The organism is Helicobacter sp. 11S02629-2, assembly GCF_002272875.1.
In the GTDB taxonomy this organism is placed as follows: domain Bacteria; phylum Campylobacterota; class Campylobacteria; order Campylobacterales; family Helicobacteraceae; genus Helicobacter_I.
This window is the reverse complement of record NZ_MLAN01000003.1, coordinates 82,393-106,555: the sequence shown is the minus strand read 5'-3', so window position 1 is coordinate 106,555 and position 24,163 is coordinate 82,393. Positions and strand designations below refer to the sequence as shown.

The window sequence follows — 24,163 nt, the reverse complement described above, 5'->3', positions numbered from 1 at the left end:
TGCTGTGGTTAGCTTGTCTATATCTTGTTAAGTGGATGCCAAGAAGCATCCTTATTGCTTAGGAGTAATAAATGAAAAAAACAGTAATCTCTGTAGTGTTAAGTGTTATCGCATCTAGTGCTATAGCTTTCGCAGCTAATGCATCTGATATGCATGCTGATAAATCAATGGATATGCACGGTCATCACAAATCTATGTCTATGGGTAAAACTATGGAAATGGATGGCTTAAAAATTAAAGAAATAGACGGTTTAGCATCTCCGGAGAGTGTATTTGTAACTAAACATCACGTTTATGTAACTAACGTTGGTAAATTTGCTCCTATAGCAAAAGATGGCGACGGTTTTGTAAGCTTGCTTGATCATCATGGTAATATCATCCACAAAAAATGGATAACTGGACTAGATGGCCCTAAAGGTATGAATATGATAGGCGATACACTTTACATGGTAGATGTAGGTGTTATCAAAGGCTTTAACATCAAAACTAAAAAACAAGTTTTTAACCTACCAGTTAAAGGTTCAATCTTCCTAAACGACATAGCAGTTCTTAATGACCACACTTTACTAGTAAGTGATACTGGTACTGGTCTTATCTTAAAAGTAGACGTTAAAGCTAAAAAGTACAGCACTTTAGTTAAGATAGATTCAGCACTTGGCGGGCCTAATGGCTTAGTTCTTGATGGTGATGAGCTTTATATAGCTGGCTATGATGCAAGTGGTAAAAACGCAGCTAACCTTATGAAATACAACATGAAAACTCAAAAACTTGAAGTATTTAGTGGTGTAAAAGGTGAGCTAGATGGTCTTCAAAAAGAATCAAATGGAAGCTTCCTAGTAAGCGACTGGAATGGCTTGAACTTCACTTCTACTGATGGAAAACTTTACAGAGTACAACCAGATGGTAGTTATAAAGAGATCAAACTTCCAGTAAAACTTAGAGCACCAGCTGATATATTCTTACACCACGGTGTACTTTGGATACCAGAAATGCTAGGTAACAAAGTTTTAAGAATAGAAGGCATAGAGCACAAATAGTTTTTATAAAACTTTAGCACTTTAGCTAGATTTACCCTAAGTCCCTTAGCTTTAAGGGGCTTAGATCTTAGATACAACCTTTTTCTTCTTTTCTTTTATCCCAATTTTTAGAATCTATTTTTTCTTAAACTCATGCACTAAGAAATCTGAAGTATTAATTAAGTGATTAATTTTTATATGCAGATTGTAGTTTTATTACAAAGATATATTACATCATAGTTTGCTAAGGGCAAACTATGATGTAAGCGGATATGAAAGCTTCCCTAGCCTTAATAATCCTTTAGATTATTCATCCTTTTAAAAGACTTCTCATGCCACCTACTTTAAACCTCCAGTAAGCCTCTATAACATTTCGCTTTAAAAACATAGGACCCTTTCCCACATAAAACTTATTAGGTCCTGTGCCAATACCTATGGCAAAGTCTTCTCCAAGCGAGCAAATCATCCCCTTAGATACAAACTTAAACTCTGCTAGCATCTTGCCTTCTATGATATTACTAAACTCTCCAGCAAGATACTTGCCTTGCTGGATGGCAATTTGTGCGGTTGGAGGTAGGGGCTTACCCTCTTTGTCTTTCATAAAAGAGCAGTCTCCTACTACAAAGATATGGTTAAAGTTAGGGGCATTTAACGTTTTTGTGACTGCCACTTTGTCTCTAAAGCTTTCTAGGATTGGTGAGTTTCCTATGACTGCATTACCCCTTACACCAACTAGCCATATGGCAAGATCGCTTTTTATATTAACCTCACTGCCTTTATAGTCACAAGTGATAGAATCTTGCTTTATCTCTAGAATCTTATGTTCAGTTTTAAGCACTACACCTAACTCAACTAGCTTTTTTTTAGCCACGTCTATTAGCTGTTGCGGGAAGGCTGCTATGATATTTGGCATGGCTTCTATGCAGTAGATATTAATGCTATCTTTTGGTAAGTTTTTATCTTCGCAGACTTTTTGGGCTAGGGATGATACTAGCTCTACTCCACTAAAACCACCTCCACATATAGCGATATCTACCTTTTCGCCCTTACTTGCTTTTATCTTTAGTAGTGTAGTAAGGCGCTCTTTTATAGCTAAGGCTTCTTTGTAGTTGCCACAAGTCATGGAGTTTAACTCAGCGCCTTTAATATTAAAAAACTCGCTATTAAACCCAAGTCCTACTACTAGCTTATCAAAGCTATAAGTGCCATTTTTGGTTATGACCTCATTTTGCCTTATCTCAGTTACTGTGTCTACTATTAACTCTACTTCTTTTGGAAGGGCTTTATCTAGCATAACTATGGCGTTTTTGTCCATGTTTCCAACTGCGACTTCGTGCAAAAGTACTGAAAAATAATGATATGGGTTGTTAGTTATAAGTTGTATTTGCACTTGTTTTAGCAAAGTGTGATTTAAAGACTTGATAAAAGACAAGCTAGCATATCCTGCACCTAGTACTACAATCTTTAATTTATTATTATCCATAACTCCCTCTTTTTGCCTATGGCATATGTTAGATTTACGTAAGCTTACTGATTTTAGCGAGATAAAGAGGATAATTCAGTAAAATATAGCTTCAAATTTTATTTAATTATATAAACAACAAAAGATAGACATGCTAGTAATAAAAGCTAAAAATGAATTAATAACAGTGCTAAATAGCCTAAAAACAGGCACTAAAAAGATAGGTTTTATCCCCACCATGGGTGCTTTGCATCTAGGCCATGCAAGCTTGATAGCTCAAAGTAAGAAAGATAATGACATAAGTGTGGTTTCTATCTTTGTAAATCCTACACAGTTTTTACCACATGAAGATTTAAGCAAGTATCCTAGGCCACTAGAAGCTGACTTAGCAGTTTGCGAAAAGCTTGGGGTTGATGTGGTATTTTTACCAAGCGTAGAAGAGATGTATGAAAAAGACCCTATAAAAGTTAGTGCACCTAAGTTTATGGGCTATGTTTTTGAAGGCTTTCTTAGACCGGGGCACTTTGATGGCGTTTTGACCATCGTTTTAAAGTTCTTTAATCTCATCTTGCCAGATAATGCCTACTTTGGTAAAAAAGACGCCCAGCAGCTTTTAATGATACAAAAGATGGTAAAAAGTTTAAACCTCCCTATAAATGTAATAGGCATGCCACTAATTAGAGATAAAGATAATCTTGCCTTTAGCTCTAGAAACGTCTACTTAAGCAAAGAAGGAAGAAAAGACGCCCTTTGTTTATCAGCTGCACTTTTTACCATAGAAGAGAGGGTAAAAAAAGGCATAAAAGATGTAGAAGCCCTTAAAAAAGGTGCTTTGGAATCTTTAAGTGAGGTTTATGTTGAGTACTTTGAGTTTGTAGATAAAGAACTTCATATAACTACTAAGCTAGAAGATTCTATAGTTATAGCAGTTATTAGGGTAGAAAATATAAGGCTTTTAGATAATCTTTGGATAAGTGATATCATGGATAAAGGAAGGTGTGTTTGAAAAATCTTGCCTTAAAATATATACTGGTTATGATGTGCCTTATAGTAGGCTTAAGTGCTAAGTACAACTCTTTAAATGAAGCTTTGAAAAATGGCACTTCAAGGGGCGAGGCCATGGTCTATGGCAACTACATGAAGCTTTTTAGCGGGCAGGCTGGATTCTATAACGATAACAACTTTGGCACAAAAACCTATCTAGGTGATAACTCCTATGTGCTAAGTTCAGTTGGTCTTGGCTATACTTCAGGCTTTTTTTACAATATAAGGGCTGCTATATCTTTTATGGCTTTGCAGAGTTTTTATAACTCAGGACTTGGTGCAAAAAAAGACTTTGGAAGTGATAGCACTGTGATGCTTGGGCCTAGCTTTTTAGAGTACTTTGATGGTGATACTGCTATAAAAGCAGGGCGTTTTATGCCTCTTAATCCATTTATCAACCACTTAATAGATGGTATATGGGTTAGAAACGCTTCATTTAATAACCTATTACTTGAAGGGATGTATGCTAAAAGTTTTGGTCAAGTGTCTTATTATCAGATACAGCCCTTTACGGACTTAGGACGTTTTGGACTTTATAACTTAGGCGTTAGATACTATCTAAGTGACTCTCAAAATGATATTAAAAACTCAAGCTATGTATATGGCTTTTGGTTTTACTCACCATCTATCTTTAATATGTTTGGAGCAAGGCTGCACGCCTTTACTAGGTTTAATAACTCTAGCTTTTATGTAGGGTTAGATTCAGGGATCGCTGCTAGTATGAAGCCAAGTTTTAGCAGCCCCGGGTTTGATAGCTATCTAGCTGATGTAAAGCTTGCTACTGGCTTTAAGTGGATAGATTTTTCACTAGGCTATGCAAGAAATGGTAAAAATGGCCTTGCAAGCCTTAATCTTTTGGGTATAGGTAACTCTGTGCATGGTGGTTTTGAACAAAGCCTTAATAATGTCTTGCCATTTTTTATCTGGGGAGGCAGGGCTTTTAAAAGCGGGAGTAATGCAAACTTATTGTATGGAGTAGGGCAGGTTAAAGCCTTTTCAGATAAGCTTTCTTTATATCTAGTATATGGTGCTACATTTTTTGACTATGTGAGTAATGCTATATCTAAGCAGTATGTACAAAATGAGCTTGACTTAATGATAGATATGCAAATAGTTAGCAATGTCGGCTTTATCATCTATCTAAGTAGCACTCACTTAAGCAAGTCGCCACTTCCTAATACTTTTGAGGCAACTGGCGGCTTAAGGCTTAGCTTTTAAAAGCCTTTTAGCTAAAAACAAAGTAGCTTAAGCTAGCTTTAGATAAGAGGGGGGTTTCTTTCAAAGCTTGCAAGGCTTGCTACTTCTTTATCAGCCTTTAAAAGCCTTATAGCTTCTATATACTCTCCAACTCCCTTATCCCAAAGCATCCTAGCTATTAATAAAAAGTTTAGTTCACCTTCTGGCATAGAGCTAGGATAAAAGTGCTTTGTATCAACCCCTTCTCCATCTAGCTTAAAAGCCCTAGCTTCATCTATAAGCCTATGTTTTAAAAACTCCAATCTATCATCATCGTTTAAAAACCATACTTGTTTTGTGTGCTTTAAAGCTACTTTATACATCAAGCAAACTAGATTTTTTAAAATCTTTTTCTTAAAGCCTCCTTTTACAAAAACATAACCAAGCCCAGTGACCATAGAGATATGAGGTACTTTTAAAAGTCTTGAGGCAAGGGAGGCATAAATGACTGGCTTTATAGTGTAGTTAAAAACAAAGTCTGGTTTGTGGTCTTTTAAAAGCTTACATAAACTTAAAAGTAGCTTTAAGTCACTTAGTGGATTTAGCCCTTTGCTATTAACTTTTATCTCTATGCATCTTATGCCAAGGGCTTCTAGGCCTTCTGTAGTGGCATCTTTTGGGGCAAAGACTAGCACTTCATGACCTTCATCTATAAAGGATTTTAAGACTTCTTTTCTAAAGTTATACATGCCAAAACTAGTATTTGATATAAAAGCTAGTCTTTTTTTGCCACTTTTAAGACAAAACTTTCTTAGAGCTTTTTTGTAAGCATCTATTACAAAAGAGACTTCAAAGACTTTAGTAGCTAACTCTCTCCCACTCTCTCCCATCTGCTTTCTTTGAAGGCTAGTAAGTTTGATAAAAGCTTTTAGCCCTAGATATAAAGACTTGGCATCTTTTGGCTTAGTTAAGATTCCATTTTCTCCTATAGCAAAAGGCTTATCATCAAGCTTTAGCGTTGGTTTTATAGTATCTTTACAGCCACTTACATCAGTTGTAATGATAGGCTTTTGCATGGAGAGAGATTCTATTAAAACTCTTGGCAGACCTTCTTTATAAAAGCTAGGAAGCACGCAGCATGAAGATTTGGCTATAAAAGGGCGTACATCTTTACTTTCACCAAGATAGTTTACTAAGCCTTCTTTTTGCCACTTTAAAAGTGTCTCTAGAGATAAAGCACTTGGATTAGCGACATTAGCAGCACCTAGTAGATAAAAGTTTAGCTTTAAAGTTTTATCTTGCCTAGACTTAGGAGATAGGCTAGTAGATGCACATAAGTTAGACTGCGATGTTGGTGTGTTAGAGACTTTAGCTAACATCTAACATACCAGCTTTTGTGATTGTTTTCTACAAGACTTTAAGCAGCAAGTTGCATTAAAAACTGTGATGATGATGGATATAAAAAGCAAGGCTATAAATCCACTCTATATATAAAAGCTTTTGATAAAGAGAAGTGGTCTATGTTGTCAAGATTGACATTTGAAGGCACACCTTGGGCGATCTTAGTAAACTTTAAGTTTAGATGGGCAAGCTTATCTTGCAGGTGGGTTATTAGCACATCACTGCTTAAAGAAGGCGCAAAGGCAAAGATTATCTCTTCTATCTTTTCTTTTTCTATGCGTTTTATGAGCGCTTCGAAGTCAAAGTCTTTTATAGATTCTAAAACGCAGTACTTCCCAAAAAACTCTTTTAAACTTTCTATCAAAAAGATATCTTTTGGGTGGCCTACTATGCAAAGCTTGCCATTACTTCTCATAGAATCTACACATATATGGCAGACCTCTCCTTCTGAAAGACCCCCACAGATGTTGCACTTTCTAGTAGAGTGCAAGGCTTCATTGATACTTTCAGCTATATTCAGTCCTAATGCCACGTCATCTATACATAGCGTATAAGCCATCTTAAGGGCACTTTTTTTACCTATACTTGGTAGTTTGCTAAGTGCTTCTACTAGGTTTGAAAAAGAGTTTAGTTGTTTATCCATAGGCGCCATTCTATCAAAAAAGACTTCTTTTTTGATAGAATCTAAGGTTTAAAAATCCATATATTAAGGAAGATAATGTCTTCAGAGACTAGTTATTATGAGATATTAGAAGTAGAACAAGATGCAAGTGAAGAAGTCTTAAAAAAGAGTTATCGTAAGCTAGCACTAAAATATCACCCAGATAGAAATAAAGAGCATGATGCTGAAGAGCGTTTCAAGCTTATAAATGAAGCTTATGGAGTTTTAAGCGACCCAGAAAAAAGAGCCCTTTATGATAGATATGGTAAAGAAGGTATTAGCCAAGGTGCTGGCTTTAGTTCGTCTCAAGGTGGTTTTGGATCTATATTTGAAGATATATTTGGAGATCTTTTTGGAGGTAGTTTTGGCGGGTCAGCTAGAAAGGAAAAAGAGCACTTTTTATTTGAGTCTGACTTGCTTGTAGAGCTTGATGTAAGCTTTAAAGACGCTGTATTTGGTGCTAAAAAAACTATAAGAAATAAATACAAAAGCTACTGCAAAGCCTGCAGTGGCACTGGGGCAAAAGATGGCAAGCTAAAAACTTGTCCAACCTGTCAAGGAAGGGGCGTTATCTTTGCTAGGAATGGCTTTTTGCAGTTTCAGCAAACTTGTCATACTTGTCAAGGTAGTGGAAAAGTGCCTAGTGCTAAGTGTCCTAAGTGTCATGGAGAAGGCTTTGAGGTCTTAGAAGAGGACTTAGAGATAAGCATAAAAGCAGGAGTAGACACTGGGAATCAGCTAGTTTATAGAGGCAAAGGTAACTGTGTGAAAGAGGGCTTAAGGGGTGATTTGTACTTGCAAGTAAGGGTGGCAAAAGATGAGCACTTTATAAGGCATGGCAGTGACTTGTACTTGCAAATACCAGTCTTTTTTACAACTATAGTCTTAGGAGGGAGTATAAAGATACCTTCATTGCATGGTGAGCTAGAGCTAAAAGTCCCTCAAGGTGCGCAAAATGGTCATCAAGTAGTCTTTAGAGGTGAGGGTGTGCCTGATGTTCATAGTGGGGCTAAAGGCAGACTTATAGCTGAGCTTAAAGTCGAGTATCCAAAAAGCCTAACTGAAGAGCAAAAAGAGCTAGTCTTAAAGCTACAAGCCAGCTTTGGAGAGGCTAGTAAGCCTTATAAGTCAAGCTTTAAAAAGGCTTTTAAAAAGTTTTCTGACTGGGTTAAAAGGTGACTGTTTAAGAGAAAAAGCTAAGGTATTTTAAAAATGTGGAATCTAAAAATATCTGCTAGGTTTTATCGTGGGCGGTACCCATTTTTTGTAATGACTTAGCTTTTTAAGTTCCTATTTGTTTTTTTTAAGCGGAAGAGGGGGATGCTAAGATAAAGTGAAGTGGCTTGCTTTTTAACACTAAAGACTACATATTTGCCACAGGGCTAAACCCTTTGCAAATAACATAGCTTTTGGTAAAACACGTATTTTCAATCAAATATATATCATATAGTAATTGCTAGAAGGTATTTAGATAAGCGAAGCAATCAAGCTTTGAAAGTAAGTCTATTATTGAAAGTTTAGGCGATATCTTCTAGCTTTAAGCTAGGCTAGTTTGCTAACAAGTTTTAAGAGTGAAAGTTTTTTAAAAGAAGTAATAAGCTTCTTGGAATCTAAAAAGTCTAGATTCCAAAAAAAAGGACTGAGTGTTAGTTCTTACTTACCAAAGTAGTAAGCATAAGTTAGCATTATGTCAGAGCTATATGGGGCACCAGAGTTTTGTTGAAGGTAGGATACCCAGTCAAGTGAGAACTTTTGGTGGTTGTTAGCAAGGGCAGCTACGCCTACTTTTAGCGTAGGAAGTATGGTATAAGGTGTGCCACTACTATTAGAGTTTCTAACTGTCACACCAGCACCTACTGTATAACCCACTTTTGCGTACTCACCTGCTTGGAAGAGTTGTAAAAAGTCAAAGCTAAAGGCATACTGAGGAGTGTATGAGTTAGCAAAGTCTATATTTCTTACACCTATAGTAGAGTTAGCTTCTAGGCCTACTGTGCTGCCACCAGTTGCAGTTGAAAAGTAGGATATACCTGTTTTAAGCCCAAGGTTAAGACCAGAAGGTGGATTATTAATCGCATTTGGATCTGATGGTGATACACCTGCACCTATACCAACACCTAAAGTACCACCTAGCATGATTTTAAAGCCTTCTAAAGGTTTAGCGTTTTCTTTAGCTATAGCTGCATCTTTTGCAGCCTGCTCAGCACGTGCTTTTTCAGCCTTAAGTCTTTCAGCGCGAGCTTTATCCGCCCTTGCTTTTTCAGCACGGGCCTTATCTATACGTGCTTGTTCTGCCTTCGTAGCAGCTAGTGCAAATCCATTAAAACTAAGTATTAAGCTAGAAGCTAAAAGTATCTGTTTTACCATTTAAAATCCTTTTTTTTAAGTCTTTTGCGAGTTGCAATTTCGTTGTGGATATAATTGTGCCATCTTTTTTTTGGAAAATGTTTTAAGAATTTAAATAAAAAAATGAAAATAGTAAAAAAAAAGTTAATTTTTTGGAGATAATTAAACTTTACTTTCCTTTTTGAAAAATTTTATCTTGTTAAAATAGTTAAAAAAGGAAAGTAAAAGTTATTTATATGCTAGGAAGTTAAGCTAAAACCTAACTTTTAGCATATAAATTATATATAAATCATGATCGTTAAACTTGACCACTTTCATACATTGATCTAAGTTTTTTCTTTTCTTCACGCTTTTTAGCCTTAGCAAGCTCTTTTGCATGGTACTTTTTGATAGAAAAGCCAAAAAGCAAAGCAAGCTTAGGTGCCACAAACATCGAGCTGTAGGTACCAAACACAACTCCAACTAAAAGTGGGAGAGAAAAACCTATGATGATTTGTCCGCCAAAAATGTACAAAGTAAGCACAACAAGGAACATAGTTAGTGAAGTAAAAACTGTCCTTGAGAGGGTATTAGATATAGCTTCATTTATAGCGAGGTTTATATCATCAGTTTTTCCTTCTAGCATTTTCTCCCGTATCCGATCAAAGATGATTATGGTGTCATTAATCGAGTATCCTAGCAAGGTTAGCAAAGCTGCTATGACTTCAAGGTTTAAGTCTACATGAAAGACGATGACACTAGCAGCTGTTATAACTATATCATGCACTAGAGTTATGATGCTTGCTAGGGCAAAACGCCACTCATACCTAAAGCTTACATATGCCATCATGGCGATGGTTGCAAGACCTAAAGAAAGTATGGCACTTTTTGCAAGTTCATTACCCACTTTTGGGCCCACGCTGTCAAGCTTTCTTATATCAAAGCTTCCAGTATGGGCTAACTCTTTATGCAAGATTCCATCAAGGTCGTTCATCTTTACGCTTGCGTTATAAGGTAGCTTTATGATGACTTCTGTTTTGTTTCCAAACTCACTTACTTGAAAGTTATCAAATCTCTTGTCTTTATCAAGGGCTTTTCTTATCTCAGTTATAGGTGCTTCTTGTACGTTGTTATACTTTAACTGCGCCACACTTCCCCCAGCAAAGTCAACGCCCGGAGTAAAGCCTACGCCAAAAAAGAGCCATAGACAAATTATCACTAGTATTACAGATAAACTAAGACCGTACTTACTCCACTTGACAAAGTCAAAAACGGAGTGTTTTTTAAAGATTTCCATGTGCTACCTTTAGGTCTTTTTTATTTTGCTTGGTGAGTTCATTTTTTGTCTCATCTTTTTGTGAGGATTCAGGATGTAAAGTTATACCAAACCAGAAGTAAGTTCTATGGCTTCTAGCCATTTTCTCGCCTAACCATAAATAGATTCCATGAGTACCTATTATGGCTGTGATTATAGAAGCAAGGATACCTATACCTGTAGTTATGGCAAAGCCTTTTATAGCACCAGTTCCATAGATATATAAGAGTAAGGAAGCTATAAGAGAAGTTACGTTTGCATCAAAGATAGCCCTTGAAGCGTTCGCATAGCCCGTTTTGATGGAGTTTATAACCCCTAAGCCTTCTTTTAGTGCCTCCCGTATCCGCTCATTAATGATGATGTTAGCATCTACTGCCATACCAACAGTTAGCACTATACCAGCCATGCCCGGAAGCGTAAGCGTTGCCCCAAAGATAGCCATAACAGCAATTATTAAAAATAGATTTACTATCAAAGCTATACAAGCAAAAACACCAGCCATAGAGTAATAAGCTAGCATAAAGATAACAACTAGCACAAAGCCAGCTACTAAGGCTATAAAAGATGCCCTTATAGAATCTGCTCCAAGACTTGGCCCCACACTTCTTTTTTCTACTACGCTAACTGGCGCAGCAAGGGCACCACTTCTTAGAGTTATAGCTAAGTCGCTTGCTTGCTGCATAGTAAAGCCACCACTTATCTGACCAGTGCCTCCACCTATACGCTCTTGTATAACTGGGGCTGAGAAAACTTTGCCATCTAAGACTATAGCCATCCTCTTTTTTATATTATTAGCTGAAAAGTCAGCAAAGATCTTAGCACCCACGCTATTAAGCTGGAAGCTTACTACTGGTGATCCACTATCATGCCCTATCATAGCTTGGGCATCAGTTAGCATGGAGCCATCTATAATAGGTATGGCTTTAACTAAAAGCTTAGCTTGGCTTTGGTCGCTATAAGGAAGTATGGTATCTCCATAGCTTGTAGCCTCTGCCTCACTCATCTGTGCTACGCGTGGATTTCTATCCTCATCCACTGCCATTAACTCTAACTTTGCACTTCTTGATATTAGATCTATTAGCCTTTGTTGTTCGGCATTGGTTTTTATGCCGGGCATTTCAACAAGGATTTGATCTTCTCCTTGCCTTGAAACGCTAGGCTCACTTAGTCCAAACTTATCAAGTCTGTTTCTAATAGTAGCTATGGCTTGATCTAGTGCACTTTTTGCTGTCTTTAGTCTTTCTTCGTCACTTAAGGTTATGGCATAAGAGTTTGCATTTTTCTTAACTACTATGCCTTGTATATCACTAAGGATAGAATCTACTTTTTTAGATTCACTAGAATCTAAGATATTAAAAGTTAGTGAGTTGTTAGTTGTTTTAAGACCAGAGATTAGTACATTTTTATCTTTTGTTTGGAAGTTGATAGCACTTGCCATAGATGTATACTTACTTTTTATAGCAGCCTTAGTATCTACATTTAAAAGCAGACTTAAACCACCTTGTAGATCAAGCCCAAGAGTGATCTTAGGCATGTCTTTAAACTGATTACCCCCTTGGAAAAAAGAAGGTATGCTTAAGACTACACCTAAGATAGCAGCAATTATTAGAGTAAGAAGCCTATAGTTAAAAGGCTTCTTTTTAGCGGGTGAGTGAGGTTTTAGCTGTGCCATTTACTTGCGGTCTTCATCTTTAGATTCTACACTTTTAGAATCACTTGCTTCTTCTTCAAGCTTTTTAGCTTTAGCCTCTTTCTTTTCTTCTTTTTTCTCTTCTATGGTTGCTATTTTTTCTTCTATAGCTTTAGCCTCTTCTTCTTGGTGCTCTTTAGCACCTAGTTTGTGGTGTTCTCTTTTAGCTTCTTTTTTCTCAAGCTTTTTTTCCTCTTTGATTTTTTCTTTGTCTTTTGTAGGCTCAGAAGCACTTGGCAAGTCATTTATATCATCTATCTTTGAGGCAACGTACTCTCTAGCGACTTTTACTTTTGTGTCTTCGTTAAGTTTAACTGTGATGAAGTTTTCTTCTGCTTTTATTACTTCGCAGATAAATCCGCCATTAGTTATTATCTTATCTCCCTTTTTCAGATTATTAATCATCTCTTTATGTTTCTTTTGATTATTTCTTTGCGGCCTTATAATAAGGAAGTAGAAAATCAAAATGATGATTATTAGAGGTATGATTGAGGTGAGAAACTTAGTGTCCATAAAAGTCCTTTTTGGTGATGTAAGCTTTTATTCTATCAAATCTTAGTTTTGATTTTGTTATAAAAGTATAAAAATATAGCGCCAATTATTCCAGCGACGACTGAAGCTATAAGAATTGAAATCTTAGCTAGGTCTTTTGAATCTTCTGGGACAAAGGCTAGATTTGAGACAAATATAGACATAGTAAATCCAATGCCAGCTAGTATACCAGCCCCTAAGATGTGCATCCAAGATATGCCTGTTGGCCTTTTTGCTATGCCTAATTTTTCGCATAAAATAGTAGTTATGATGATACCAAGAGGCTTTCCTACCACAAGACCAAGCACTACACCTAAGAATATATGATCGATTCCAAGATTAAAGCTAGAGCTTATAGTAACTCCGGCATTTGCAAAGGCAAAAACTGGCATGATGAAGTAAGCAGACCAAGGTGCTATCATATGTTCTAGCCTTAAAAGTGGGCTTTGTACTTCTTTGGAAGTGTTTCTTAAGTCATGCAGGGCGTGATTTTTCTCATCATCTAAAAGCACAGAGTTGCTATCAGGGCTAATCTTAGCCGCTTCTTTTAACTTAAAACTAAAAAAGTTAAAGTCTTTTTTAGCAGTTGCAGGTATGCAAAAGGCAAGCACAACTGCGGCAATGGTTGCGTGTATATGGCTAAAATGTACACTAAACCATAAAAGCACGCCAAAGATTAGATACACAAAAAGGTTTTTAACACCGAGTCTGTTTATGATTATTAGTATGATAGTTATTATGACTGAGATTCCAAGCCAGATAAGATTTAAGTCATTAGTATAAAAGATGGCTATAACTAAGATAGCACCTAAGTCATCTGCTACTGCAAGGGTTACTAAAAAAAGCTTTAAGCTAGTAGGGACGTTTTTCCCTAGCATCATCATAACGCCTAAGGCAAAGGCTATATCTGTAGCCATTGGGATTCCAAAGCCATGATAACTACCTGTGCCCTTATTTAAAAAGAAGTAGATTAGACCCGGGGCTATCATACCGCCAATGGCTGCCATGACTGGAAAGGCCGCTTTTTTAAAGCCATTTAGCTCGCCAAAAAGTATTTCTTTTTTGATCTCAAGCCCTACCATAAGGAAGAAAAAGGCCATCAAAACGTCATTAACCCAGTGGTTTAAACTAAAGCCATAAAACACTCCATGAAAGGTTACTCCAAGGTCGCCTTCAAAGAACTCATGATATAAGTCTTTAGCAGGGGAGTTAGCAACAATCAGTGCTAAAACACCGCAGATGAATAAAAAAATACCGCCAAAAGATTCACTTGTTATAAAGTGATATAAAGCTCTTCTTAGTTTCATATTACTCCCTCTAGTCCTTAGAAATTGGGTTAACTTCTTTTTAATTTAGCATAAAGCCTATAGATTTGCTACTATCAAAGTTGCCATCTCTTTCATTTTGGATAGATTCTAAAAAGTCGCTTAGGCAAAATGTAGAATCTTTTCTCGCTGCAACTTTATAGGCTGTGTTTTTAACTATAAGGCTTATTTGCCCACCACTTAACTCATAAGCACTAAGCTCAGCTAAAAGTTCATCTTTGCTTTTATCAAACTTGGCATTTTTTGGAAGGTGAAGTTCCCAGATTTTTAGTCTGTTTTCCTTAGTTGGGCTGTCAAATCTTATCTTATAGTTAAAACGCCTTGAAAAAGCACTATCAAAACTATCTAGTAAGTTAGTAGTGGCAATTAGGATTCCATCAAACTTTTCAAGCTGCTCTAAGAAGATATTTTGCATTTGATTATGCATCTTATCTACTCCACTTAAGCCACCTCTTGCACTTAAGAACTGATCTGCTTCATCTAAAAGTAAGATAGGGCTTAGCTTTTTGTCTTGCTTTATGTAGTTGTACTCATCAAAAACACGCCTTACATTTTTTTCACTCTCTCCTACATACATTGATAGAATCTTAGAGCAATCTAGGCTTAGTAAGTCTCTATGAAGACTTTTTGCTAAGGCTTTTGCACTTAGGGTTTTACCTGTGCCACTTAGGCCATGAAAGAGTATGCGTGCGTTTATGCCTGATTTTTCTACTAGCTTCCAAGCTTTTAGCTTTTTGTGGATGTTAGCATCCATGTGCTCTACTAAGACATTTAACATCTCTTTAGTCTTAGCAGGCAAGATGACGTCTTCAAGACTTACTTTTGGCTTTATAATCTCAAAAAGATCATGGTTTTCTAGGCCTTCATAGCTTTTAGTTTTTATATTAACTATACGGTTATAGATGTTTCTATCTATACATAAGTCTTCTATTTGCGACTTTGTAGCACCTAGGCTTATAAAGTCAACTTCTACTAGTCCAAGACGCACTAGCTTATCATCTAGCATATTAGATATAAGTAGTTTTTCACCTTCGTTTTGCCCAAGTATATTTACTAGCTCCCAGATATAGTTTTGATTACCTTGGTCGTATTTAAGCTTAGTTAGCCCCAAAAGTAAAAGCCTTTCTTTTTCGTTTAGCTTAAACTCTTTTGCTATGCGGGGTAGCTCAAGTGGGATCTTAGTTAGCTTAAGTCTAGAATCTATTTGCTTTTTAAGACCTGTGACTAAGTTGTGCTTTGCGTTTCTAGTCTTAAAGATTAGATCTATTAGGCTAAATTCATCTTTTAAATATTCAAGATTATTTTTATAACCGCTATGAGGTAACTCAAAACTTGTGCCACCTTCAAGTAGTTTTAAAAAGCTATGACTTAAATAAAGCTCTTCTTTTAGCATGCTTAAAAGTGCTGCATTATTAGTGTTTACTATCCAGCCTAGATTCATTAGGGTTTGTAGGTCTTTTAAGTAAGGAAGCACTTCAGCGCCACTTGCTTTGTAGGTGTTAGTTACAAGCGTTAAAACACTTACTCCATCTATACCACTTAAATGCATCTGTAATAGCTTTCTTAAAATACTAGCTAGTGAGGCGTTACAGTTTAAGAACTTAAAAACTGTTGTTTTTGTTATATCATCTTCGGATAAGAACTCTAGCAAGTTGTTCATTATAGTTTTGCCTTTGTAAAAGTTGCTAATCTCTACTTCAAAGTAGATTAAGCTTTGAGTTTAAAGATTAAGATTATTCTAATGATAGAATCTTTTTGCTGATTTAATTTTTATGGAGAGGGATATTTGATAAAACTAATCTCTAAAATCTTATCTGTCCCAGCTAATGACTTTAAAATCCTAATTATAAGCTTTGCTTTTCTTTTTAGTATATTTTGTAGTTATAGTATCTTAAAACCACTTAGGGATGCTCTAGCCACAGTTGGGGCACTGCATGATATAAAGTGGCTTTTTATGGCGACTTTTATCTTTAGCTTAGTAGCAGTTTTTGCTGGGATGTACCTTAGTGCTAGAGTTAAAAGAGGGCACTATATAGTTATCATCTTTTTATTTTTTACATTAAATATATTTTTGTTTTATATCTTTTTTATAAATTATGGAGAGACACTTTGGGGGGCTAGGGTGTTTTTTGTCTGGGCTAGTGTTTTTAACCTCTTTGTTATATCTACTGGTTTTTTGCTTTTAGCTGATAGATTTGATAAAGAGACTTCAAAGCGCCTTTTTGGCATAGTCTTTGCCGGGGCGTCTTTAGGCTCTATTATAGGGGCACTTTTTACTTCCTTGCTTTCTAAAGTCTTAGGTTTAGAAAACCTCCTTTTAGTAAGTGCACTTTTATTATTAATGTCTGCTTTTTTATCTACTTTGATACTTAAAGGAGCAAAAAGCAAAGACTTAGTTATAAACCCTAAAAATCCTTTTAATGGAATCTCTTTAATCTTAAAGTCTAAGTATCTACTTTTAATAGCCGCTTTTATCCTTCTTACTACTGCTGCTAACACCTTTTTGTATTTAGAGCAAGCTAGAGTTGTAAAGCTAGCTTTTGCATCTCGCGAAGAAAGAGTAAGCGTTTTTGCTAATATAGATTTCATAGTCCAAACCCTAAGCTTGCTAATACAAATCTTTTTTACCGGCAAAGTTGCTAAGCGTTTAGGCATAAGCTTTTTACTAGTTATAGTGCCACTAATCCTTGCTTTTGGCTTTATAGTCATAGCTTTTACCCATCCTATCTTTTATATATTTGTAGTCTTTATGGTCATAAGAAGAGTTGGAGAGTATGCTTTTATAAAACCCGGCCGTGAGATGGCTTTTGTAGTTTTAAGTGAAGAAGAAAAGTATAGGACTAAAAGCTTTTTTGATACAGCCTTATATCGCTTTGGAGATATGGGAAGCTCATGGTTAGAATCTCTCCTTTCTCATATAGGTGTAAAAGTAGCCCTTTTTGGTGGGGCATTTTTATGTTTTGTCTGGGCGTATAATGCTTTTATGTTAAGTAGGTTTTATAAAAGGAAGTAGGGATATTTGGACTAAGTGTAGAAGTGCAAAAAAGAGGTATAAAAACTCTGCACTGCTAAAATTTATTAGTACAGAGTTAGAAAATAGCAAAAAGGATAGTTACTCAAAACTATCCATAAAAGCCTTGCAAGCAAGACTTTTTGATCTGCAGAGGTATTATATCTAGATAAGCTCAATAGTTACTTGTTTTACTTAGCAAAAGTACCGTTTTTCTTAAAAAAATAAACTTTTGTCTTATAAAATCATTATCTTTAAAATATTCATTTTTTCTAGTGCAAAGCTTAAAGAATTTTTTTATATCATCTATTGTGTATTGCCTCATGTGTTTGGATTTGCATATCTTGAAAAACAAAACTATTAAGCACAATATATCATTTACTACTTGATTTCGCATAAGATCTTTATCTAACTTCTCTTGCTTTGTTTTTAAAATATCAGCAAGTTCTTTTTTCAATACTTTTGTTGCTGTATATCTCTTTGATTTTAGGTTGTTTAGTATGCAGTTGTTGTGGGCACTTGCATTACGTATAATTCTTGCAGAGTAGGCTAATGCATAGTTTTTACTACGTTTCATCCCTATCTCCTTATAAAAAAAATCATAAAACTTCAAGAAGTCACCAAAGGTTAAAACCTCTAATAGATTCCATAGAGCCATATTTTCATTATATTTTTCTAGCAAATCTTTTATGTATGAGGAACCATGCTTTTTCTTTGCAATGTTATTTTTCACACTTTCATTAATTTCTAAAAATTTTTTAACTATTTTATATCCGTCTTCTTGATATTGTTTGCAAAAATCTTTATTTAACTCAGTTTTTAATATATGCTCACAATTAAGCCCAATTTTTAATATTAATTGTCTTAGTAGCATATCTAGAACAGAAAGTTCTACTAGGTAAGCAAAGTCTAAGTTTACATACGTGTTTTGTGCAGTTTTTTTATAGTTTTTAGAGTAAGCCTTTACTTTAAAGTAGTAGTTATTGTCTGATAAAAATTGTCTTGCTTTTTGGATATTAATATTTTCATTAAACGTTATCCCTTGATCTATCATGTGGTCAATTTGCTGTTGTATGTTTAACTTTGGTTTTTTGTTCATGCGGGTTTCACTTTATATTTGTTAAGTCTAGATTCTAACAAATCGTTATTTGCAAAGATGATTTCTATCAAAGATGGTTTATTGTTCGTGTTTTGTTGGCATGTAAATACATAGCAATAAGATTTTGATTTTTAGGAGCTTTTGTGTTAAGTCGCCTTTATAAGCAAACATAGCCTTTGATATAATTTTAAAATATTCAATCAATCACATATAAACTTAACGCACATAAGAAGGAAGGCTAGATGCAAGATTCTCAAACACAAGATTTAAATCCTTCACAAGACCTAAAACTCCCCTATGATAGAGACTGGGAAGCTAGGCTTATAAAGACTTGCGAGGAGCGGGGCTACTTTGAAGTAGAGGGTAATAAGCACTTGCAGGCATATCGTGCTAACTTGCCAAAGATTGAACAAAACTTTTGCATCATCATGCCCCCTCCTAATGTCACTGGAATCTTACACATTGGTCATAGCCTTACTTTTACGCTTCAAGATATCATCACCCGCTATAAAAGGATGGATGGCTACAAGATGCTTTGGCAGCCAGGACTTGATCACGCAGGCATAGCCACTCAAAACGTAGTAGAAAAGCAACTCCTAGCAAAAGGCATAAAAAAAGAAGATATAGGCAGGGAAGCTTTTATAAAAAAAGTGTGGGAGTGGAAAGAAGAAAGTGGAGGCAAGATCTTATCTCAGATGAGGACACTTGGCTTTAGTCCAGCTTTTAAAAGGACTCGCTTCACTATGGATGAAGGCCTTGCAAATGCTGTTAAAAAAACCTTTGTATCGTGGTTTGATAAAGGCCTTATCTATCAAGGTAATAGGATGATAAACTGGTGTACGCATGATGGCGCACTAAGTGATATAGAAGTGGACTATGTAGAAAGCGATTCTAAACTTTACTATATGAAGTACTTTTTTAAAGATAGTAAAGACTACTTAGTAGTAGCTACTACTAGGCCTGAGACCTTTTTTGGCGATACTGCAGTTATGGTTAATCCAGATGATGAAAGATATAAAGCGTGCATTGGCAAAAGTGTAGTGCTTCCACTAAGTGGTAAAGAGATAAAAGTTATAGCTGATACAAGTGTAGATTCTACTTTTGGGACAGGCTGTGTTAAAGTCACTCCTGCACATGATTTAAATGACTATGAAGTAGGGCTAAAACATAATCTTGAGTTTGTAGTCATCTTTGATGAAAAAGGAATCTTAAATGACTACGCCTTAAACTTTAAAGGCTTAGAGCGCCTAGAAGCAAGGGATAAGATAGTAGAAACGCTAGAAAAAAAAGGCTATATAGAAAAGATAGAAGACTATAAAAACTCAGTTGCTAAATGCTATAGATGTGGTAATACTATCGAGCCTTACATCTCTAAGCAGTGGTTTGTAAAGGCTGAGGCTGCTAGTCTTGCTATAAAACTTGTAGCAGAAAAACAAACTACATTCTTCCCGCCAAACTGGGAAAATAACTACAATGCATGGATGAGAGACTTAAGAGATTGGTGTATATCAAGACAGCTTTGGTGGGGTCATCAAATCCCTATTTTTTACTGTGATAGTTGTAATCATGTCTTTGCAAGTGAAGAGATTCCAAGTGCTTGTCCAAGGTGCTCTAGTGCTAAACTCCACCAAGACCCTGATGTATTAGATACATGGTTTAGCTCAGCCCTCTTTGCGCACTCAACGCTTGGCTGGGGTAATAAGGACTTTGGCAAAGGCACTTTGTGGCAAACTGATGACTTAGAAAACTTCCATCCTAATAGCCTTTTAATAACTGGCTTTGACATCCTTTTCTTTTGGGTAGCACGCATGCTACTAGCTAGTGCACAAAACCTAGGACAGATAGCCTTTAGACATATCTACTTGCATGCTTTAGTGCTTGATGAAAAAGGCTTTAAGATGAGTAAGTCTAAGGGTAATGTCATAGATCCTTTAGATATCGCTAAAACCTATAGTGCTGATATATTACGTTTTTCACTTAGTTATATGTGTGCCCAGGGGCGCGATGTAAGGATGAGTTTTAAACAGCTTGAAGTGACTAGAAACTTTACTAATAAACTAGTAAATGCTAAAAACTTTTTAGAGCTTTATGCCACGCAGCTAGATCCTAACTACTCTTTTAACCCTGAGCTTAAGGAGTATAAAACTAGTGTAGGAAGGTATATGAAGTCTCGCTTTAATCTTTGTGTAAAAGAGCTAAGAGAGGCTTTAGATACTTATAGATTTGATAGTGCAAGTAGTGTGATGTACCGCTTTTTGTGGAGTGAGTTTTGTGATGTTGGAATCGAGCTTGCTAAAGTTGAAAAAGAAAGCGTTTATGAGCTAGCTTGTATATTTTTAGATTCTATGAAGTTGCTTAATCCTTTCATGCCTTTTATTAGTGAGTATATCTATCAAAGCCTTTTAAAACATGATGTAGATTCTATGGACTGGGAATCTATAATGATTAAAAGCTTCCCTAAGGTAGAAAGTCAAGACTTAGATATAGAATCAAGTTTTGCTGTCTTACTTGATGTACTAACTACTTTAAGACGTCTAAAACTTAACTCTAAATCTAATAAAGCCTATGTAAAGCTAAGCAAACATGAAAAAGACTTTGAGTTTTTTAAACCCTTTTTATACAAGCTTACCAAGCTAGAAGTTATGCTAACAGATACCAAAGTACAAGGTTGTGTTGGTGATGTTGGGGTGTATTGTGAGTGCTTTATGGTCTTAGAAAAAGAAGACTTACTAAAACTAAAAGCAAACTTAGAATCTAAAAAAGTAAAGCTAGAAAAAGAAGTCTTAAAGTTAGAAAATATGCTTAAAAATCCCTCTTTTATCCAAAACGCAAAGCCAGAAGTGGTACAAAACTCAAAAGATAGTCTAGAATCAAATCTAGAGTTATTAAAAAAAGTAACCATAGAGTTACAAGGGTTATAATGAGTTTTGAAAATCACATAAAAGCATTAAAGAAAGCCAACCGATTTAGGTCTAAAAGAGTTATAAACCCAAAACTAAAAGACCTAGGGAGTAATGACTACTTAGGTCTAACTTCAAAAAAAAGCCTTTTTAAAAAGGCTTATAAACTATGCCTTAAAGAAGGTTTTAGCCAAAGTTTAAAACCTAGCTTGCAAGGCGAGCCTAGGGCTTCTATGCTAGTTAATGGTTACTACAGTTTGCACAAAAGATTAGAATCTTATCTCGCTAGGCTTCATAAAGCTAAAGCTTGTACTTTAGTGGGGTCTGGCTTTTTAGGGAACTTAAGTCTTTTTGATACTTTAGTGCGTAAAAATGATGTACTTTTTATAGATGAGAAGTATCACGCAAGTGGACTTTTTGTAACTGAAAAGCTAAAAAATGCCTATATCTTTTCACATAATGATGCTTATGACTTAAAGCTAAAAGTAAAAGAGTTTATGGAATCTAATCCTAACTTTAAGGGTGAGGTTTTTGTAGCTATTGAAGGGATTTACTCCATGGATGGAGATTTAGGCGATGTTAAAATCTTTGAATATGTAAGGGCTAAAAACTACTATATGATAGTTGATGAAGCCCATAGCATAGGGATTTTAGGAGATAAGCTTTTAGGTATCTTTGAACACTACCACTTAAAGTTAAGAGAAAAAGACATCATCCTTGGCACTTTAAGCAAGGCTTATGCAAGCTATGGGGCTTATATCTTAGGAAGTAAAGATGTGATAGATTTCTTATGCGCTAAGGCAAGAAGTATCATCTATACTACTTCACTTAGTCTTTTTGATACAGCCCTAGCCTTAGTTAATGTTAAATACATACATAAAAATGCAAGTCTTTTAAGATTAGAGATAGAAAAAAGACAAAGGCTACTAGAATCTATACTAGGCGTTAGGATAGATTCTTTAATCTTTATGTTTAAGTGTAAAGATATAGCCACGCTTTTAAGCTTGCAAAAAAAGCTAGAAAAAAAAGGCTTTTTTGTTGGGGCTATAAGACCACCAACTATTAGCACTCCTAGTCTTAGGATAAGTTTAAGACTAAAAACTACTATATTAAAAGGCTTCTTTTTGGACTTAAAAGAACTAAGTAAAAGCTTTTCAGTTAAGGCTGCATGATGGTACGTACACTTAAGATTATAGGCTATAGCATACTTACTATCATCATCATAGTAGTAATCGCTGCTGACATTTATGCTTATAAATTATATAAAGAGCTAAGCCCGCAAATTGATTCTATAGTTAACTACAACCCTCCAGAAGTAACACAAATCTATGATAGAAAAAATCGCCTTATAGCAAACATCTATGACACAGACTGTAATGCTAACTCAAGCAAGTATTGTGGTCAGTTTAGATTCTATGCAAAGTATGATGAGATACCCGGTCGTATGGTAGAGACGCTTTTAGCTGTTGAAGATACACTCTTTTTTGAACATGGCGGGGTTAATATAGATGCGATCTTAAGAGCTGGGCTTAAAAATATCATACATATGAGATATGCAGAAGGTGGTAGCACCTTAACCCAGCAGCTTGTGAAAAACATCCTTTTAAATAGAGAAAAAAACTTAGAGCGTAAGTTTAAAGAGATGCTTTTATCTATCAGGGTAGAGCAGGTTTTAACTAAGGAGCAAATCTTAGAGCGCTACTTAAACTCAATCTATTTTGGTTCAGGCTACTATGGGGTAAAAACTGCAGCACTTGGCTACTTTCATAAAGACTTAAAAGACTTAAGCTTAAAAGAGATGGCTATGCTTGCAGCCTTGCCAAAAAGCCCAGTTCACTATGACCCAACGCGCCATCTTGGAGAAAGCCTAAAAAGGGCTAATGTCATATTAGAACGCATGAAGTCTTTGGGCTGGATAAGTGAGGGTGAGTTTAGAGAAGGTATAAGTGAAATCCCAACAGTTTATAATCAAAATCTAACTAAAAACAAAGCACCTTACGTAGTAGATGAGGTTTTAAGAATCTTAAGTCCTAAGGTTAAAGACTTAAAAACTGGTGGTTATAAGATCTATTTAACACTTGATTTAGACTATCAAAACCTTGCACAAGCAAGCTTAAAAAAAGGCTATGAAAACATCATCTATAGACATATAGAAAAGGTAGCTAGCTATAGAAAACGCCATAAGTTAAAGCCTTTAAGCGATGAAGAGATAGCAGATATTAATGCAAGCTATCAAAACTTAAATGGTGCTTTTGTAGCTACTAACCCTCATACTGGAGAAGTCTTAGCCCTTGTTGGCGGTATAGATCACGCTAAAAGCCCTTTTAATAGGGCAACTCAAGCCAAACGTCAACTAGGCTCAGCTATAAAGCCTTTTATCTATCTAATGGCTTTAAATGCAGGCTACTCAACAGCAAGCCATGTGCCAGATGCTGCTAGACGCTTTGATGCAGGCGATGGCAAGATATGGCAGCCTAAAAACTACTCACGTGGCTTTTATGGCTTTGTGACCCTGCAGTATGCACTGCAGCACTCACTAAATATCTCAACTATAAATCTTTCTTCAGCAGTTGGGTTTAATAACATCTATAAAAATCTAACTGATTTTGGCTTTTATGGATTCCAAAAAGATCCTTCAGTAGTGCTTGGAAGTCTTTCTATCTCCCCACTAGAAGCCGCTAAACAATATAGCCTTTTTAGTAATGGAGGGGTTATAGTAGATACCTATCTAATAAGAAAGATAGTTGCAAAAGATGGTACTGTAAGGGAGTTTGTGCCTATTAGCAAAGACATTACAACTAAAGAGCAAGCCTACCTAGTAACTTCTATCTTAAAAGATGTGGTTCAAAGTGGCACTGGCAAAAGGGCTAGGGTTGAAGGTATAGATATAGCTGGGAAAACTGGCACTAGTAATGATATTAGAGATGCATGGTTTTCAGCCTTTACTCCAAGTGTACAGCTAATAGTTTGGTATGGACGTGATAATAATACTAGCATAGGATCTAATGACGCAGGAGGCGTGATAGCAGCACCAGTTGCTGGAAACTTTATAAAAAATCTCTTGCTTTTAGACCCTAGTATAGATAGGCGTTTTAAAAGGCCACAAGGCGTACACTCTGCTACGATAAATGGAGTGAAGTATGACTATACTAATATCTCACCACTCCCGCGTAATAATATAACTGATACAGATAAGGTCTTATTTTAA

The 24,163-nt window shown here is 35.8% G+C and carries 17 protein-coding genes and 1 pseudogene; 8 read left to right on the top strand and 10 right to left on the bottom strand.

Annotation, left to right across the window (positions count from 1 at the left end):
• The first annotated feature begins 71 nt into the window (after positions 1 to 71).
• Entirely contained in the window at positions 72 to 1,037 is a 966-nt protein-coding gene (locus BKH40_RS03195; RefSeq protein WP_257842492.1) for an ATP-binding protein, read from the top strand.
• A 289-nt stretch (positions 1,038 to 1,326) separates the two neighbouring features.
• Here the strand turns inward: BKH40_RS03195 and BKH40_RS03190 are convergent, their stop codons facing one another.
• Positions 1,327 to 2,499, bottom strand: coding sequence for an FAD-dependent oxidoreductase (locus tag BKH40_RS03190; RefSeq protein ID WP_095276895.1), 1,173 nt, complete (start codon positions 2,497 to 2,499; stop codon positions 1,327 to 1,329).
• 130 nt (positions 2,500 to 2,629) lie between these two features.
• Here BKH40_RS03190 and panC point away from each other — a divergent pair, with 130 nt between their 5' ends.
• Positions 2,630 to 3,484: a pantoate--beta-alanine ligase gene (gene panC / locus BKH40_RS03185; protein WP_095276893.1), complete on the top strand. Its 855-nt coding sequence runs from the start codon at positions 2,630 to 2,632 to the stop codon at positions 3,482 to 3,484.
• Complete coding sequence (locus tag BKH40_RS03180; protein WP_095276891.1) at positions 3,481 to 4,740, top strand: hypothetical protein; 1,260 nt, start codon at positions 3,481 to 3,483, stop codon at positions 4,738 to 4,740. Before panC ends, BKH40_RS03180 begins: the two co-directional genes overlap by 4 nt.
• Before the next feature lie 38 nt (positions 4,741 to 4,778).
• On the opposite strand, the gene BKH40_RS03175 is transcribed toward BKH40_RS03180, so the two are convergent.
• Positions 4,779 to 6,077, bottom strand: a complete 1,299-nt coding sequence (locus BKH40_RS03175) for a glycosyltransferase (RefSeq protein WP_095276889.1) — start codon at positions 6,075 to 6,077, stop codon at positions 4,779 to 4,781.
• 92 nt (positions 6,078 to 6,169) lie between these two features.
• Positions 6,170 to 6,751, bottom strand: coding sequence for a recombination mediator RecR (gene recR / locus BKH40_RS03170; protein WP_257842491.1), 582 nt, complete (start codon positions 6,749 to 6,751; stop codon positions 6,170 to 6,172).
• 66 nt (positions 6,752 to 6,817) lie between these two features.
• On the opposite strand from recR, the gene dnaJ reads away from it, so the two are divergent.
• Complete coding sequence (gene dnaJ, locus BKH40_RS03165; protein ID WP_095276885.1) at positions 6,818 to 7,939, top strand: molecular chaperone DnaJ; 1,122 nt, start codon at positions 6,818 to 6,820, stop codon at positions 7,937 to 7,939.
• Between the two features lie 474 nt (positions 7,940 to 8,413).
• Here dnaJ and BKH40_RS03160 read toward each other — a convergent pair whose 3' ends face one another.
• The 6 genes and pseudogenes from BKH40_RS03160 to BKH40_RS03135 all read right to left on the bottom strand — a co-directional run bounded on the left by BKH40_RS03160 (position 8,414) and on the right by BKH40_RS03135 (position 15,606).
• Positions 8,414 to 9,127 (bottom strand): hypothetical protein, encoded by a 714-nt coding sequence (locus BKH40_RS03160; protein WP_095276883.1) that lies wholly within the window; start codon positions 9,125 to 9,127, stop codon positions 8,414 to 8,416.
• A gap of 277 nt (positions 9,128 to 9,404) precedes the next feature.
• Positions 9,405 to 10,382: a protein translocase subunit SecF gene (secF, locus tag BKH40_RS03155; protein ID WP_095276882.1), complete on the bottom strand. Its 978-nt coding sequence runs from the start codon at positions 10,380 to 10,382 to the stop codon at positions 9,405 to 9,407.
• Positions 10,369 to 12,072, bottom strand: coding sequence for a protein translocase subunit SecD (secD, locus tag BKH40_RS03150; RefSeq protein WP_095276880.1), 1,704 nt, complete (start codon positions 12,070 to 12,072; stop codon positions 10,369 to 10,371). The genes secF and secD overlap by 14 nt, the downstream gene beginning before the upstream one ends.
• 267 nt (positions 12,073 to 12,339) lie before the next feature.
• Positions 12,340 to 12,603 (bottom strand): annotated as a pseudogene (gene yajC, locus BKH40_RS08940) (preprotein translocase subunit YajC); the annotation flags it as partial.
• A 35-nt stretch (positions 12,604 to 12,638) separates the two neighbouring features.
• Positions 12,639 to 13,928, bottom strand: a complete 1,290-nt coding sequence (gene nhaA / locus BKH40_RS03140; RefSeq protein ID WP_095276877.1) for a Na+/H+ antiporter NhaA — start codon at positions 13,926 to 13,928, stop codon at positions 12,639 to 12,641.
• Between the two features lie 40 nt (positions 13,929 to 13,968).
• Positions 13,969 to 15,606 carry an ATP-binding protein gene (locus BKH40_RS03135; RefSeq protein WP_095276875.1) on the bottom strand — a complete coding sequence of 546 codons (1,638 nt, stop codon included), beginning with the start codon at positions 15,604 to 15,606 and terminating at the stop codon, positions 13,969 to 13,971.
• A gap of 126 nt (positions 15,607 to 15,732) precedes the next feature.
• On the opposite strand from BKH40_RS03135, the gene BKH40_RS03130 reads away from it, so the two are divergent.
• A complete protein-coding gene (locus tag BKH40_RS03130; protein ID WP_257842490.1) occupies positions 15,733 to 16,959 on the top strand; it encodes an MFS transporter in 1,227 nt (408 codons plus the stop codon).
• 172 nt (positions 16,960 to 17,131) lie between these two features.
• On the opposite strand, the gene BKH40_RS03125 is transcribed toward BKH40_RS03130, so the two are convergent.
• The gene (locus BKH40_RS03125; protein WP_095276873.1) at positions 17,132 to 18,055 is read right to left on the bottom strand and encodes an Abi family protein; all 924 of its coding nucleotides are present in this window, start codon (positions 18,053 to 18,055) and stop codon (positions 17,132 to 17,134) included.
• Positions 18,056 to 18,297: 242 nt separating this feature from the next.
• On the opposite strand from BKH40_RS03125, the gene BKH40_RS03120 reads away from it, so the two are divergent.
• From BKH40_RS03120 to BKH40_RS03110, 3 genes are read left to right on the top strand one after another with little or no spacing between them, the layout of a single operon-like run.
• On the top strand, positions 18,298 to 20,976 hold the full coding sequence (locus BKH40_RS03120; protein ID WP_095276871.1) for a valine--tRNA ligase: 2,679 nt from the start codon (positions 18,298 to 18,300) through the stop codon (positions 20,974 to 20,976).
• Complete coding sequence (locus tag BKH40_RS03115) at positions 20,976 to 22,127, top strand: pyridoxal phosphate-dependent aminotransferase family protein (protein WP_095276869.1); 1,152 nt, start codon at positions 20,976 to 20,978, stop codon at positions 22,125 to 22,127. The genes BKH40_RS03120 and BKH40_RS03115 overlap by 1 nt, the downstream gene beginning before the upstream one ends.
• The gene (locus tag BKH40_RS03110) at positions 22,127 to 24,163 is read left to right on the top strand and encodes a PBP1A family penicillin-binding protein (protein ID WP_095276868.1); all 2,037 of its coding nucleotides are present in this window, start codon (positions 22,127 to 22,129) and stop codon (positions 24,161 to 24,163) included. Before BKH40_RS03115 ends, BKH40_RS03110 begins: the two co-directional genes overlap by 1 nt.